Source organism: Curvibacter microcysteis (genome assembly GCF_028649455.1).
Taxonomy (GTDB): Bacteria; Pseudomonadota; Gammaproteobacteria; order Burkholderiales; family Burkholderiaceae_C; genus Curvibacter; species Curvibacter microcysteis.
The window spans coordinates 653,081-667,873 of sequence record NZ_JAQSIO010000001.1 but is presented as its reverse complement, the minus strand read 5'-3'; the positions used below and the strand labels follow the sequence as shown (position 1 = coordinate 667,873).

At 69.0% G+C, this 14,793-nt stretch carries 13 protein-coding genes; 9 read left to right on the top strand and 4 right to left on the bottom strand.

The window, feature by feature from the left end; translation table 11 throughout:
* The first annotated feature begins 114 nt into the window (after positions 1-114).
* From PSQ39_RS02920 to PSQ39_RS02890, 7 genes are all read left to right on the top strand, one after another.
* A complete protein-coding gene (locus tag PSQ39_RS02920; protein WP_409241973.1) occupies positions 115-1,788 on the top strand; it encodes an ABC transporter substrate-binding protein in 1,674 nt (557 codons plus the stop codon).
* Between the two features lie 25 nt (positions 1,789-1,813).
* On the top strand, positions 1,814-2,767 hold the full coding sequence (locus tag PSQ39_RS02915) for an ABC transporter permease (protein WP_273925092.1): 954 nt from the start codon (positions 1,814-1,816) through the stop codon (positions 2,765-2,767).
* Positions 2,768-2,799: 32 nt separating this feature from the next.
* The gene (locus PSQ39_RS02910; RefSeq protein WP_273925091.1) at positions 2,800-3,693 is read left to right on the top strand and encodes an ABC transporter permease; all 894 of its coding nucleotides are present in this window, start codon (positions 2,800-2,802) and stop codon (positions 3,691-3,693) included.
* A 2-nt stretch (positions 3,694-3,695) separates the two neighbouring features.
* Positions 3,696-4,805 carry an ABC transporter ATP-binding protein gene (locus tag PSQ39_RS02905; RefSeq protein ID WP_273925090.1) on the top strand — a complete coding sequence of 370 codons (1,110 nt, stop codon included), beginning with the start codon at positions 3,696-3,698 and terminating at the stop codon, positions 4,803-4,805.
* Positions 4,802-5,866 (top strand): ABC transporter ATP-binding protein, encoded by a 1,065-nt coding sequence (locus PSQ39_RS02900; RefSeq protein ID WP_273925089.1) that lies wholly within the window; start codon positions 4,802-4,804, stop codon positions 5,864-5,866. Before PSQ39_RS02905 ends, PSQ39_RS02900 begins: the two co-directional genes overlap by 4 nt.
* Positions 5,853-7,040 (top strand): amidase, encoded by a 1,188-nt coding sequence (locus PSQ39_RS02895; RefSeq protein WP_273925088.1) that lies wholly within the window; start codon positions 5,853-5,855, stop codon positions 7,038-7,040. Before PSQ39_RS02900 ends, PSQ39_RS02895 begins: the two co-directional genes overlap by 14 nt.
* A gap of 164 nt (positions 7,041-7,204) precedes the next feature.
* Entirely contained in the window at positions 7,205-8,899 is a 1,695-nt protein-coding gene (locus tag PSQ39_RS02890; protein WP_273925087.1) for a Na+/H+ antiporter, read from the top strand.
* A 25-nt stretch (positions 8,900-8,924) separates the two neighbouring features.
* Here PSQ39_RS02890 and PSQ39_RS02885 read toward each other — a convergent pair whose 3' ends face one another.
* The 4 genes from PSQ39_RS02885 to PSQ39_RS02870 are packed head-to-tail and all read right to left on the bottom strand — an operon-like array spanning position 8,925 to position 12,823.
* Positions 8,925-10,022 carry a serine/threonine protein kinase gene (locus tag PSQ39_RS02885; protein WP_273925086.1) on the bottom strand — a complete coding sequence of 366 codons (1,098 nt, stop codon included), beginning with the start codon at positions 10,020-10,022 and terminating at the stop codon, positions 8,925-8,927.
* Between the two features lie 59 nt (positions 10,023-10,081).
* Positions 10,082-11,062 carry a Bug family tripartite tricarboxylate transporter substrate binding protein gene (locus PSQ39_RS02880; protein ID WP_273925085.1) on the bottom strand — a complete coding sequence of 327 codons (981 nt, stop codon included), beginning with the start codon at positions 11,060-11,062 and terminating at the stop codon, positions 10,082-10,084.
* Between the two features lie 25 nt (positions 11,063-11,087).
* Positions 11,088-11,441: an AtuA-related protein gene (locus tag PSQ39_RS02875; protein ID WP_273925084.1), complete on the bottom strand. Its 354-nt coding sequence runs from the start codon at positions 11,439-11,441 to the stop codon at positions 11,088-11,090.
* Positions 11,438-12,823 carry an acyclic terpene utilization AtuA family protein gene (locus tag PSQ39_RS02870; RefSeq protein WP_273925083.1) on the bottom strand — a complete coding sequence of 462 codons (1,386 nt, stop codon included), beginning with the start codon at positions 12,821-12,823 and terminating at the stop codon, positions 11,438-11,440. Before PSQ39_RS02870 ends, PSQ39_RS02875 begins: the two co-directional genes overlap by 4 nt.
* Positions 12,824-12,883: 60 nt before the next feature.
* On the opposite strand from PSQ39_RS02870, the gene PSQ39_RS02865 reads away from it, so the two are divergent.
* Together PSQ39_RS02865 and PSQ39_RS02860 are read left to right on the top strand one after the other, a co-directional pair.
* Positions 12,884-13,816: a LysR family transcriptional regulator gene (locus PSQ39_RS02865; protein WP_273925082.1), complete on the top strand. Its 933-nt coding sequence runs from the start codon at positions 12,884-12,886 to the stop codon at positions 13,814-13,816.
* Positions 13,817-13,914: 98 nt separating this feature from the next.
* Positions 13,915-14,685 carry a transporter substrate-binding domain-containing protein gene (locus PSQ39_RS02860; protein WP_273925081.1) on the top strand — a complete coding sequence of 257 codons (771 nt, stop codon included), beginning with the start codon at positions 13,915-13,917 and terminating at the stop codon, positions 14,683-14,685.
* Positions 14,686-14,793 lie beyond the last annotated feature (108 nt).

Below are 14,793 nucleotides of genomic sequence, written 5' to 3'. Positions count from 1 at the left end.
AGCCGGGGCTGCATGCACTCTTGCGGTACAGCGCAGGGGCCATTTGGTGTCAAAACGTTGGCATGTTACTTGCGGATTGTCTCGCTCCTCATTCTTACGTTCGCAGGAGCCCCCATGAATCGCTTGGCAACCCGTCCCTCCCTGAGCTGGCTGAAGCGCCCCGCCACCCTGACCTTGCTGGCCGCCGCGCTGATCGCCACCGGCGCTCAGGCGCAGGAAAAAGTGCTGCGCATCGCCATGACGGCGGGCGACATCCCCCGCACCCTGGGTCAGCCTGACCAGGGCTTCGAGGGCAACCGCTTCACCGGCATCCCCATGTACGACTCGCTGACCCAGTGGGACCTGTCCAAGGCCGATGCCGCCAGCGTGTTGATCTCGGGCCTGGCCCTGAGCTGGGCGGTGGACGCCAAGGACAAGACCAAGTGGGTGTTCAAGCTGCGCCCGGGCGTGAAGTTCCATGATGGCTCGGCTTTCAATGCCGACGCCGTGGTCTGGAACGTGCGCAAGGTGCTGGACAAGGAAGCGCCGCAGTTTGATGCCAGCCAGGTCGGTGTGACCGCCTCGCGCATGCCCACGCTCAAGTCGGCGCGCAAGATCGACGACCTGACGGTGGAGCTGACCACGGGCGAGCCGGACTCCTTCCTGCCCATCAACCTGACCAACCTGTTCATGGCCTCGCCCACCCACTGGGAGGCCAAGCTGAAGGCCGTGCCCGCCAGCGTCAGCGATGCGGCCGAGCGCAGCAAGCAGGCCTGGGCCGCGTTTGCCGCCGACGCCTCGGGCACCGGCCCCTTCCACATGACCCGCTTCGTGCCGCGTGAGCGCCTGGAAGTGGCTGCCAACAAGAGCTACTGGGACCCCAAGCGCACCCCCAAGATCGACAAGGTCGTGATGGTGCCGATGCCTGAAGCCAACGCCCGCACCGCGGCCCTGTTGTCGGGCCAGGTGGACTGGATCGAGGCCCCCGCACCCGACGCCATGGACCAGATCAAGCAGCGCGGCTTCAAGATCTACACCAACGCCCAGCCCCATGTCTGGCCGTGGCAGCTGTCGTTTGCCGAGGGCTCGCCCTGGTTGGACAAGCGTGTGCGCCAGGCCGCCAACCTTTGTGTGGACCGCGAAGGTCTGAAGCAATTGCTGGGCGGCAACATGGCCATTCCCAAGGGCACCGTGGCCCCTGGCCACCCCTGGTGGGGCAACCCGGCGTTTGACATCAAGTACGACACCAAGGCCGCCCAGGCCTTGATGACCCAGGCCGGCTTCAGCGCCGCCAAGCCGGTCAAGGTGAAGGTGCAGATCTCCGCTTCGGGCTCGGGCCAGATGCAGCCGCTGCCCATGAACGAGTTCGTGCAACAGTCGCTCAAGGCCTGCTACTTCGACGTGCAGTTCGACGTGATCGAGTGGAACACCTTGTTCACCAACTGGCGCAAGGGGGCCAAGGACCCGTCGGCCAACGGCACCAACGCCATCAACGTGAGCTTTGCCGCGATGGACCCGTTCTTTGCCATGGTGCGCTTCGTCAGCACCAAGACCTTCCCGCCGGTGTCCAACAACTGGGGCTACTTTGGCAATGCCGAGATCGACAAGCTGGTCACCGACGCCCGCACCACCTTTGACGACAAGTCCCGCGACGCCGCGCTGGCCAAGCTGCACGCGCGCATCGTGGACGAAGCGCCCTTTGTGTGGATTGCCCACGACGTGGGCCCGCGCGCCATGTCGGCCAAGGTGAAGAACGTGGTGCAACCGCGCAGCTGGTTCATCGACATCGCCACCATGACCCTGGACTGACCTTCGTCCTCGCCGGAAGCCCGACATGCTGACCTATCTTTTGCGCCGCCTGAGTTACGCCCTGCCCATCATGCTGGGGGTGTCGCTGGTGTGTTTTGCCCTGGTGCACCTGGCACCGGGCGACCCGCTGGTGTCCATCCTGCCGCCCGACGCTTCGGCTGAATTGGCGGCGCAAATGCGCCAGATGTACGGCTTCGACCGCAGCTACCCCGAGCAGTTCGGGCTCTGGCTGTGGCGTGCGGCCCATGGGGATTTGGGCACCTCGATCGCCACCGGTCGCCCGGTGGCGGGCGAGGTGATCAAGGCCGTGGGCAACACCCTGCGCCTGGCCGTGCTGGCCACCGCCATCGGCTTTGTGCTGGGCAGCCTGTTTGGCTTTGTGGCGGGCTTCTTCCGCAACTCCTGGCTCGACAAGCTGGCCTCGCTGATCTCGGTGCTGGGGGTCAGCGTGCCGCATTACTGGCTCGGCATGGTGATGGTGATCATCTTCTCGTCCACCCTGATGTGGCTGCCCGCCACGGGGGCCGGGCCCTCGGGCTCGGAGGGCTGGGCCTGGGACTGGGAGCACCTGAAGTTCATGGTGCTGCCGGCGCTGACCATGTCGGTCATCCCCATGGGCATCATCTCGCGCACGGTGCGCGCCCTGGTCGCTGAAATCCTGGAGCAGGAGTTCATCGTCGGCCTGCGCGCCAAGGGCCTGACCCAGCTGGGCGTGTTCCGCCACCTGCTGAAGAACGCGGCGCCCACCGCGCTGGCCGTGATGGGCCTGCAACTGGGCTATTTGCTGGGCGGCTCGATCCTGATCGAAACCGTGTTCTCCTGGCCTGGCACCGGCTTCTTGCTGAACTCGGCCATCTTCCAGCGCGACCTGCCGCTGCTGCAGGGCACCATCCTCGTGCTGGCCCTGTTCTTTGTGCTGCTCAACCTGATCGTGGATGTGCTGCAAACCCTGCTCGACCCGCGCATCGCGCGCGCCTGACGCCGAACCCGACCCCACAAGGAGCTTTGCCCATGTCCACCACCCTTGCACCGCGTCGGCGCACCTTGCCCGAGCCGGTGCTTCAATCGCCCGGCTACTGGCAGTCCGTGCTGCAACGCCTGCTGCGTGACCGCGTCGCCATGGCCGCTGGCGTGGTCGTGATCCTGTTGTTGCTGATGGCCGCCCTGGGCCCGTGGATCACCCCGGCCGACCCCTACGCGGCCTCCATGCTCAAGCGCCTCAAACCCCTGGGCACGCCCGGCTTCCCCCTGGGCACCGACGAGCTGGGCCGTGACCTGCTGTCGCGCCTGATGATCGGTGCGCGCCTGTCGCTCTTCATGGGCTTGGCGCCGGTGCTGTGCGCGTTTGTGGTGGGTTCGGTGATCGGCCTGGTGGCGGGCTACACCGGTGGCCCGGTGAACACCGTGATCATGCGCACCATCGACGTGTTCTACGCCTTCCCCTCGGTCTTGCTGGCGATTGCCCTGTCGGGCGCGTTGGGCGCGGGCATTTTGAATTCGCTGGTGGCGCTGACGGTGGTCTTCGTGCCGCAGATCGCCCGCGTGGCCGAGGCCGTGACCACCCAGGTGCGCAACCGCGACTACGTGGACGCGGCGCGCGCCTCCGGGGCCGGGCCCATCACCATCGTGCGCGTGCACGTGCTGGGCAATGTGCTGGGGCCGATTTTTGTCTACGCCACCAGCCTGATTTCGGTGTCCATGATCCTGGCCAGCGGCCTGAGCTTCCTGGGCCTGGGCGTGAAGCCTCCGGAGCCCGAGTGGGGCCTGATGCTCAACACCTTGCGCACGGCCATCTACACCCAACCCGCGGTGGCGGCCTTGCCGGGCGTGATGATCTTCATCACCTCGGTGGCCTTCAACCTGCTGTCGGACGGTCTGCGTTCGGCCATGGACAACAAAGGCTGATCATGAGCACTTGGCATTCCCTTCCCAAGACCGGCGACAGCGAGCCCGCGACCGACGTCGGCGGCCCGGCCCAGCCCCTGCTGACGGTGCGCGGCTTGGTCAAGCACTTCCCCCTGAAAGGCGGCCTGTTCGGTCGCGCCACCGGCCAGGTGCGTGCGGTCGACGGGGTGAATTTCGAGGTGCTCAAGGGCGAGACCCTGGGCGTGGTGGGCGAGTCTGGTTGTGGCAAGTCCACCACCGCGCGGCTGTTGATGCAGTTGATGGAGCCCACCGCCGGCGAGATCGTCTTTGACGGCCGCACCGTGGGCAGCCGCGACCTGCCGCTCAAGGAGTTCCGCCGCCAGGTGCAGATGGTGTTCCAGGACAGCTACGCCTCGCTCAACCCGCGCCTGACCATCGAGGACTCGATCGCCTTCGGGCCGCAGGTGCACGGCGTGTCGGCTGAAGAATCCATGCGCCGCGCCCATGACCTGCTGGCGCGTGTGGGCCTGGAGCCTGCGCGCTTTGCCGGCCGCTACCCGCACGAGCTGTCGGGCGGCCAGCGCCAGCGCGTCAACATCGCGCGCGCCCTGGCGCTGCGCCCGCGCCTGCTGATCCTCGACGAGGCCGTGTCGGCGCTCGACAAGTCGGTGGAAAGCCAGGTGCTCAACCTGCTGCTGGACCTGAAGGCCGAGTTCGGCCTGACCTATGTCTTCATCAGCCACGACCTCAACGTGGTGCGCTACATGAGCGACCGCGTGCTGGTCATGTACCTGGGCGAGGTGGCCGAGGTCGGCCCGGCCGGCGACTTGTTCGACAACCCTGCCCACCCCTACACCCGCGCGCTGCTGTCGTCGGTGCCTTCGATGGACCCCGACCACCGCACCCTGGCGCCAGCCCTCACCGGCGACCCCCCCAACCCCATCAACCCGCCCTCGGGCTGCCGCTTTCACCCGCGCTGCCCTTTGGCGGATCCGGTGTGTTCCACCCGCGTGCCGGCGCGCAGCCTGGCGGGCGAGCACCATGTGGTGGCCTGCCTGGTGCACGAGCTTGGCAGTGGCCACCCACGCGCGCCCACGCGCTCGCTGACCGATCCGCAAAACCTGTTCATCGCGAAAGAGGCCCTGGCATGAGCGCTGACCCCAAGACCCTGTCTCCTGGCGCTGGCGACGACGCGCCCCTGGTGCAGATCGAAGACCTGTGCGTCACCTTCACCGGCGGGCGCAAGCCGGTGCAGGCCGTCAGCGGCGTGACCCTCAACGTGCCGCGGGGCCAGGTGGTGGCGTTGATCGGCGAGTCCGGTTCGGGCAAGAGCGTCACCTTGCGCACCTTGCTGCGCCTGCACCCTGAGCGCCGCACGCAAATGAGCGGCCGGGTCCTGGTCGGGGGGCGCGATGTGCTGAGCATGGGCTCGCGCGAGCTGTACGACTACCGGGGCAAGACCACCTCGATGATCTTCCAGGAGCCGCTGCTGGCGCTGGACCCGGTCTACCCCCTGGGCGCGCAGATCATCGAGTCGATCCGTCGCCACGAAAACATCAGCAAGGCCCAGGCCCATGAGCGCGCCCTGGCCTTGTTTGAGCAGGTGCGCATCCCCAGCCCCGAGCGCCGCCTGCAGGCCTACCCGCACGAGATGTCGGGCGGCATGCGCCAGCGCGCCATGATCGCGCTGGCCCTGGCCTGCCGCCCCCAGCTGCTGCTGGCCGACGAGCCCACCACGGCGCTGGACGCCACGGTGCAGATCCAGATCCTGTTGCTGCTGCGCGAACTGCAGCGCGAGCTGGGCCTGTCGGTGATCTTCGTCACCCACGACATTGGCGCCGCGGTGGAAGTGGCCGACCGTGTGGCCGTCATGTACGGCGGGCGCATTGTCGAAGAAGGCACGGTGCGCGAGTTGATTCGCCACCCGCAACACCCCTACACCCAGGCCTTGCTGGGCAGCCGCTCGCACGGCGCCATGACCCCGGGCCAGCGCTTGCAGACCATCGGGGGCTCGCCACCGGACCTGGCCAACCTGCCCGCCGGTTGCTCTTTCGCCGAGCGCTGCAGCCGTGCCAGCGAGCACTGCCGCAGCGCCCAGCCCGCCGCCCAGGACGTGGTCTACGAAGGCAGCCAGGGCCACCGCGTGCGCTGCTTCCACGCCGGCCCCGCCACCCCCTCGACCCCTGTTGGAGAAGCCCATGCCCTTGCATGACCCGGCGCACGCCTTTGTGCCTTACCCCGATGTGCCGGTGGCCCATGCGTCCACTGGCCCCTTGAGCGGCCTGCGCTTCGCGGTCAAAGACCTGTTCGACGTGGCCGGCTACCCCACCGGCGGGGGCAACCCCATCGTGCTGGCGATGTCGGGCATCAAGACCCGCACCGCACCCACGGTGCAGGCCTTGCTGGACGCGGGCGCGGCCCTGGTGGGCAAGACCGTGACCGATGAGCTGGCCTTCTCCATGAATGGCAACAACGCCCACTTTGGCGCGCCCATCAACGGCGCCGCGCCCGAGCGCATTTCGGGCGGCTCGTCCTCGGGTTCGGCCTCGGCCGTGTCCAGCCACCTGGCCGACTTCGCCCTGGGCACCGACACCGGTGGTTCGGTGCGCGCCCCTGCCAGTCACTGCGGGCTGTGGGGCCTGCGCCCCAGCCACGGCCGCATCTCGCTGGCGGGCGCTTTGGACCTGGCCCCCAGCTTTGACACCTGCGGCTTTTTTGCCCGCGAGGCCGACACCTTCTTGCGCGTGGGCCAGGTGCTGCTGGGCCCGGACACCGCTCCGCTGCCGGCCACGCCGCGCCTGCTCAAGCCCCTGGACCTGTGGGCCCAGGTGCAGCCCGCGGCCGTGGCCGCCGTCACACCGCTGTTCGAGCGGGCCCAAAGCCTGTGGGGTGCTGCCGCTGACAGCGCTGCGGTGCTGGACTCGCTGGAGGCCATGTACTGGAACTTCCGCTACCTGCAAGGCCGCGAAGCCTGGATGACCGATGGCCCGCTGATCGAGCGCTACGCCCCGCCGCTGGGCCCGGGCGTGGCCGAGCGCTTTGCCTGGTCGCGCGCCGTGACCGACGCCCAGGTGGCCCAGGCCCAGGCCTTCCGCCGCGCCTACCAGGCCCACCTGGCGGCGCTGCTGGGCCCCGACGGCGTGATGATCCTGCCCACCATGCCCGATGTGGCGCCGCTGCGCAGCGCACCCGAGTCGGCGCTGGAGGACTACCGCAACCGGGCCATCCACCTGCTGTGCGGCGCTGGCCTGGCGGGCTGCCCGCAGGTGTCCGTGCCTGGCGCCATCCAGCCAGAGACCGGGGCCCCGATCGGCCTGTCCTTGATCGGCCCGGTGGGCTCGGACGCCAGCCTGTTGCGCCTGGCCGCGGCCTTGAGCGCCGCCTGAGCCAGCCCCGCGCCGCCCTCACCGGGGGGCGCGGCGGCTGCCGCAATTTGTAACAAACTCAGCGCCCACTTTGCCGGCTTTTCATGCCGGTCCAGCGCCAAACAGCGCCGACGCCGACTACAGTGCACGGGCCCGCGCGCAGCGGGCGGTGACTGGGTGTTCCGATGCAGACTGTTCTTTCTCTTTTGGCGCTGTTGGCGCTGGTGGCCTTCTCCGGCGTGCTGACGCGGTTTTGGCCGCGCCTGCCGCAGCCTTTGCTGCAACTCGCCCTGGGCGCCTTGGTGGCCTGGCCGGTGTCGGGCCTGCGGGTCGAAATCGACTCCGCCACCTTCATGCTGTTGCTCATCCCGCCGATGTTGTTTGCCGATGGCTGGCAAATGCCCAAGCGCGAGTTCGGCGCCAACATGTGGCCCATCTTGCTGCTGTCGGTGGGCCTGGTGCTGATCACTGTGCTGGTGGTGGGGCACTTCATCCATTGGATCTTGCCCGCCATGCCACTGTCGGTGGCCTTTGTGCTGGCGGCGGTGCTGTCTCCGACCGACGCCGTGGCGGTGTCGGCCGTGTCGCAGCGCCACCCCATGCCGGCCCGGCTGCAAAACCTGCTCGAGGGCGAGTCGCTGATGAATGACGCCTCGGCCCTGGTCGCGGTCAAGTTTGCTGTGGCTGCCACCGTGACACAGCAGTTCTCACTGCGCGAGGCGGGCTGGGACATGCTGTGGATGTCGGGCGGCGGCGCTTTGGTGGGCCTGTTCTTCAGCCGGGTCTTTGCCTGGGTGCATGACCGCTTTTTGTTCTGGCGCGAGGGCGACCCCGCCGGCCCCACTGTGCTGTTGATTCTGCTCATGCCTTTTGCCCCCTACTGGGTGGCCGAGCACCTGGGCCTGTCGGGTGTGCTGGCGGCGGTGGCGGCGGGCATGAGCGCCAGCTTGCTGGACCTGCGCAGCACCCGTTTCAACGCCTTCCATGTGCAGGCCCAGGGCACCTGGGAGGTGATCCGCTTTGCCTTCACCGGCCTGGTGTTCGTGCTGCTAGGCCAGCAGGTGCCCGAGCTGCTGCAAAACCTGCAAGAGCCCCTGCAGGACCTGCGCGAGGCGGGGGCCTTGCTGCACCCCAGTCGGGCCATCGGGCCCTTGCTGGTGAGCACCTTGCTGATCGCCCTGTCCCTGCTGGCGGTGCGCTTTGCCACCCTGGTCCTGGGCGCGGTGTTGCCGGCCTGGCTGCCCCCGCGCTGGCGCCGGGGGCCGGCGCGGCCGGTGCCGCTGAGCTGGGTGGCGGTGGCCTCACTGGGCGGCATCCGGGGGGGCATCACCCTGGCGGCGGTGCTGGGCCTGCCGGTGCTGCTGGGCCATGGCGAGCCCTTTCCGGCGCGCGACCTGCTGGTGTTCTTGACCACGGCCATCATCGTGATCTCGCTCTTGGGCGGCAGCCTGGGCCTGCCGGTCTTGCTGCGCCGCCTGAAAGCGGCCAGCGGCCCGGGGCGACCCCACCTGGAGCAGCGCTGGGCCCGCAAGCGGGCTTTGCGGGCGGCCTTGCAGTCGCTGGACCAGGTGCCCGCCAGCCTGACCTCGCGCCACCTGGGGCCTGAGGCCCAGGCCCAGTCGGCGGTGGTGGAGAAAGTGCGTCTGCGCGTGCGCCACCTCTACCAGCACCGCTTGACCGAGGCGACGGGCGACCAGGCCGGGCGCGCCGCCTCGCAAAGCGTGCTGGGCCTGGAAAAGGGTTTGCGCCTGCACGCCTTGCAGGCCGAACGCGAGGCCTTGTACGCGCTGCGCACACGCCATCAAATCAATGACGAGACCTTGCGCCTGTTGATCCGCGAAATCGACATGGTGGAGCTGGCGCTGCGCGGCGTGGTGTGACGCCCGCACCGCGTGCCGCGCGGGCTCAGACCCACAGCGGCTCGGCCTCCAGCGCCTCCAGTTGGTCGTGCAGCAGGTGGGTCTGACCCTGCCAGTAGTCGCTGCTGCCAAACCAGGGGAAGTGGATCGGGAAGGTGGGGTCGCTCCAGCGGCTGGCCAGCCAGGCGCTGTAGTGGATCAGGCGCAGCGTGCGCAGCGGCTCGATCAGGGCCAGCTCGCGGCGGTCGAAGTCACGCACCTGCTCATAGCCTTCCAACAGGGCGCTGAGCTGGCCGGTTTGCTGCGCGCGGTCCCCCGACAGCAGCATCCACAGGTCTTGCACGGCGGGGCCGGTGCGGGCGTCGTCCAGGTCCACAAAGTGCGGGCCGCCCTCGGGCAGCTCGGTCGGGGTCCAGAGGATGTTGCCGGGGTGACAGTCGCCGTGCAGGCGGATCAGCTTCAGTGCATCGGCGCGGAAGTGCCCGCTCACCGGGTCGCAGGCTGGGTGGGCCGCGATGCGCGCCAGCGCCTCGTTGCAGGCCGCCAACCAGGGGCCGGCGGCGTCGGCGGGCAGGGCGTTGGATTGCAGCAGGCTGTCGCGCGCGGCCCAGCCAAAGCTGGCCAGGTCCAGCGCAGGCCGTGCCACAAAGTCCTGCTGGGCGCCGACCTGGTGCAGGCGGGCCAGGAAGCGGCCGGTCCATTCCAGCACTTCGAAGTCGTCCAGCTCGGGCTGGCGACCGCCGCGGCGCGGGCTGACCGAAAACGCAAACCCCTGGTGCTGGTGCAGGCTGTGGCCGTCGATCAGCAGCGGGCCCACAGCGGGCACTTCAGCCGCACTGAGCTGGGCCGAGAACAGGTGCTCTTCGAGGATCTGCGCCTCGCTCCAACGCCCGGGCCGGTAGAACTTGCACACCACCCGGTCGTGGCCTTGCACGGGCGACTCCAGCTGCACGTCGTAGACGCGGTTCTCGTACGAGGACAGGGCCATCAGGCGGCCGTCGCCATGCAGGCCGATCTGGGCCAGCGCGTCCAGCACGGTGTCCGGGGTCAGGCGCTCGTAGGGGTGCTCGGCGGCCGGGCTGGCCGAGGCCAGTTCGTCGAAGGTGAAGGGAGGTTGGTCGTCCAGGGGATCGGTGTGGGGCATGCCCTGATTGTCGTTGCCCCAGCGCCGCGTGGCGTGGCGGCCGGGGCGCTCCGCAGGCCTTATTCGGGCTCGATGCCCGCGGCCTTGATGATGCGGCTCCACTTCAGCGACTCAGCCGCCTGGAACTTGCGCAGCTCGTCTGGGCTGTTCACATAGACCTCGGTGCCGGTGGGCTGGTAGAAGGCCGGGCCGGCGCTGCCGCGCGCGGCCTTGTGCAGCAGCTCATTGAGCTTGGCCACCACCGGGGCCGGGGTGCCGGCCGGGGCGTAGGCGGCAAACCAGTACGTGGCTTCATAGCCCTTGACGCCGGCTTCTTCGATGGTGGGCACCTCGGGTGCCAGCGGGCTGCGCTGGCGCGGCGTCACGCCCAGGGCGCGCAGCTTGCCGCCCTTGACCTGGGGCAGGCCGGTGGCCATGTCGGTGAACATCAGGTCCAGCTGGCCGCCAATCAGGTCGGTCACCGCGGGCGGGTTGCTGCGGTAGGGGATGGCCACGATGTAGGTGCCCGTCAATTGCTTGAACATCTCGCCCGCGATGCGGCTCGACGAACTGCCGGCGCCAAACGAGTACTTGCCCGGGTTGGCCTTGGCCGCCTTGACGAAGTCGCCCACGCTGTGGAACGGCGACTGCGCGCCCACCACCATCAGCTGCCCGCCCCGGCCCAGCGCGGTGATCGGCTCAAAGTCCTTGATCGGGTCGTAGGGCAGCTTTTTGTAAAGGTGCTCGTTGGCCGCGTGGGTGGTGTTGGTGGCGATCAGCACGGTGTAGCCATCGGGCTTGGCCTTGGCCACGGCCTGGGCGCCAATGAAGGCGTTGGCGCCGGGCTTGTTGTCCACCACCACGGCGTGCTTGCTGTCGGCACTGATGGCATTGGCCAGGGCGCGCGCCAGCTGGTCGGTGGCGCTGCCGGCGGTGAAGGGCACGACGAAGGTAATGGGTTTGTCGGGGAAGCTCTGCGCCAGGGCGCTGCCGCCCAGGGGGGCCAAGCCCGCCAGCAAGGTGGCTTGCAGCAGCAGGTGGCGGCGGTTCGGGGTGTTCATGGGGTCTCCTTGGTGTTGTGGGGGCTCAGGGGGCGGGGCGCGTGATCGGCAAGCTCAGCAACAGGCCGGACAGGCTTTTGCCATGGCCATCGAGGTTGAGCGCGTCGTTCACGCCGCCTTCCAGCACGTCTTCCAGCACGAAATTCAGGGCCTGCAACTGGGGCAGCAGGTAGCGCGTGACCCGGCTTGGGCGGCGGTGGGCGAACAGCTCGGCCACGCGCGCCTCGGTCACTTGCGCCAGCAGCAGCGGCCAGGATTGGGGCTCGTAGGCGATCACGCTGATGTTGGAGTGGTTGCCTTTGTCACCGGTGCGGCCATGGGCCAGGTAGCTCAGTGGCACGGTGTCCGGCAGGGTCTCGAAAAGGGGCGATTTTGTCACAGCAGGCTCCAGCGTTCTTGGATCCAGGCGCGGGGCACGAACCAGGATTCGCTGGCCAGGCGCGGGGTGATGGCCGTGCGCACGCCGGCGCCACCGGCGGGGCCGCAGGTGTAGAGCGCCAGCACTTCGCGGGTCAGTTGTTCGGCGTCCTCGCGCCGTGGGCTGCGGGCCGCGACGCGCAGGCGCACATCGGCCAGGGCCAGCGGGTCGGCCAGGGCCTCGTGGCCCTGGGCCTGGGCCCAGTCGCTGGCGTCGTCGTTGAACAGGCTGGCCACACCAATCAGGTCGCAGCGCAGCGGGGCCAGGGCGGGGGCCAGTTCGGCCAGGCGGGTGCGCACCACCTGCGCGGCCAGGTGGGCGCGGGCCACGGCGTTGGGGCCGGCGTAGGAGATCTCGCCCTCGGCCAGCCAGCCGCCTTCAAAGCAGGCGGTGGTCTTGAGCGTGGCCGGCCGTGGGTGGCCGCGCACACCGCTGACCTGCACCTGGTTGGGGCCGATGGCCGAGACCTGCACCGCGCTGATGTCGGCCACCACGTCGGGGGTCAGGTAGGCGGCCGGGTCGTGGATCTCGTACAGCAGTTGTTCCTTGACGGTGCGCTCGTCGACGCAGCCGCCGGTGTGCTCGGCCTTGCCCACGGTGAAGCGGCCGTCCGCGTCCATGCACAGCACCGGAAAGCCCACGTGGGCCAGGTCGGGCACGTCTTTCAGGCCCGGGTCGGCAAAGTAGCCGCCGCAGACCTGGGCACCGCACTCCAGCAGGTGGCCGGCGATGGTGCCGGCGGCCAGGCGGTCCCAGTCGTCCTCGGCCCAGCCGAAGTGGGCCAGCATGGGGCCCAGGGCCAAGGCCGGGTCGGCCACGCGGCCGGTGACCACGATCTGGGCACCGGCGCGCAAGCAGGCCGCAATGCCCTGGGCGCCGAGGTAGGCGTTGGCGCTGACCGGGGTGCCGGGGTGGGGCCCGCGCACCTGGGCCAGTTGCTCGGGGCTGAGCTGGGCCAGCACGTCGTCGCCTTCGACCACGCCGATGCGCAGTGGGGGCAGGCCCAACTCTAGGGCCAGGGCCTGCAGGCAGGCCGCTGCGCCATGCGGGTGGGCGGCGCCGAAATTGCCCACGATGGGGATGCCGTGCGCCACGCAGTCGGCCAACACCGGGCGGATGAAGCGCGCCAGCGTGGGCTCGTAGCCCGCTTGCGGGTTGAGCCGGCGTTGCAGCTGGGCCAGGGCCAGCGTGCGCTCGGCCAGGGTTTCGAACATCAGCACGGCGGGGCCGCCACGCGCGATCAGGGTGCGCACCACGGGGACGGCAGCGTCCCAGCGGTCGCCCGAGAAGCCGGCGCCGCAGCCGATCAGCAGCGGGGTCTGGGAAGGGTGGGGTGAAGACATGGGCGCAGTCTGGTGGCCGGCTGGGCATTTGTAAAATGGATTGATTGAATGGATTGATCCATGAATTCACTGAATCCTGTTCGCTGGTCCTCGTCCGATCTGGAGGCCTTTGGCGCCCTGGTCCAGACCCGGCATTTCACGCGGGCGGCCGAGCGCTGCCACCTGTCGCAAAGCGCGTTCAGCCAGAAGATCCGCCGGCTGGAGCTGGCCGTGGGCGCGCGCCTGTTCGAGCGCTCCACGCGCCAGGTCAGCCTGACGCCCGAAGGGGAGGTGCTGGCCCAGGAGGTGTTGCGCCTGGAGCAGGAGCTGCAGCAGGCCCTGGGTCGGCTGCAAGCGCTGGCCGGCTTGCAGGCTGGGCGCGTGGCGGTGGCGGCCTTGCCGTCGATGGCGGCGGTCTGGTTGCCCGGGTTGGTGGCGCAGTGGCGTCAGCAGCACCCCCAGGTCCAACTCTCGGTGCACGACACCCTGGCCCAGGGCGCCACCGCCTTGCTGCGCGAGGGGCGGGTCGACTTCGCCCTGACCGCCGGGGGCGACCTGCGCGAGTTCGACACCGAGCTGCTGTTGACCGAGCCCTATTGGCTGGTCTGCCCCGCCAGCCACCCCCTGGCCGCGCGCGGGCCTGCCGGGGCCCACTGGGCGGACTTGGGCGGCGAGGAGTTGATCCACCTGGCGCGCAGCAGCAGCGTGCGCCAGCAGATCGAGCGCCTGGACCTGCCTCCCACCTGGCGCACCAGCCCGCTGGAGGTGGAGCACCTGGCCACGCTGGCGGGCCTGGTGCGCGCGGGCCTGGGCCTGAGCCTGGTGCCGGCGCTCACGCTGTTCCATTTCACCGGGCCGGGTCTGGCGGCGGTGCCGTTTCAGGAGCCCGCGCTGGCACGCCCCCTGGTGCTGGCGCGGCGCAAAGGGCAGGCCTTGTCGGTGGCCGCCCAGGCGCTGCGCGAGCTGCTGCGGCAGCGGCTGGCGACCCCGGCCGCTGCGCTGCCACCGCCCTGAGGCCCCGGCCCGAGGGTTGATGGGGATGGGCGTCAGCCCCGGGGCGCCTGCATGATGGCACCCTACTTGCATATCGTTTCCATTCAACAGGAACCCCCATGTCCATGCTTTCCCGCTCTTTCGTGGCGACCGCCCTGGTCGCCCTGTCCGCCACTGCCGCCCAAGCCGGCGGCGTCGATGAGATCCAAAAAGCCGGTGTGCTCAAGGTCTGCACCCCGGGTGACTACAAGCCCTTTAGCTTTGCCCTGCCCGATGGCAGCTTCGAGGGCCTCGATGTGGACCTGGTCGCCTCGCTGGCCAGCTCGCTGGGGGTGAAGCCGCAGTTCGTCAAAACCAGCTGGGCCAAGCTGATGGACGACTTCACGGGCGGCGCTTGCGACATCGCCGTGGGCGGCATCTCCGTGACCCTGGAGCGCCAGAAGCGGGCTTGGTTCAGTGCGCCCTACATGGTCAATGGCAAGACGCCGCTGGTGCGCTGTGCCGATGTCTCGCGCTTCCAGAGCGTGGCCGCCATCGACCAGGCGGGCGTCAAGGTGGTGGCCAACCCGGGGGGCAGCAACGAGCGCTTTGCCCGGGCCAACTTCAAGACCGCGCAGCTGACCATCCACACCGACAACATCACCATCTTTGACGAGGTGCTCAGTGGCCGCGCCGATGTGTTCGTCACCGAGTCGGCCGAGACCCTGGTGCAGCAAAAACTCAAGCCGGGCCTGTGCGCGGTCAACCCCGACAAGCCCCTGCAATACGGCGAAATGGCCTACCTCTTGCCGCGTGGCGACGCCCTGACCAAGGCCTACGTGGACCAATGGCTGCACCTGATCCGTGCCCAGGGCGACTACCAGCGCATCACGGCCAAGTGGTTGAACTGATGGGGCCCAGGGCCTAGCTTGTCCGCGCATTGGAAGCGCTACCAAGGACGCTTGGTTTGGCGTGTCTCTTTGGCGACAAGTCAGTTGATCGAACGGGAATGTATCCAC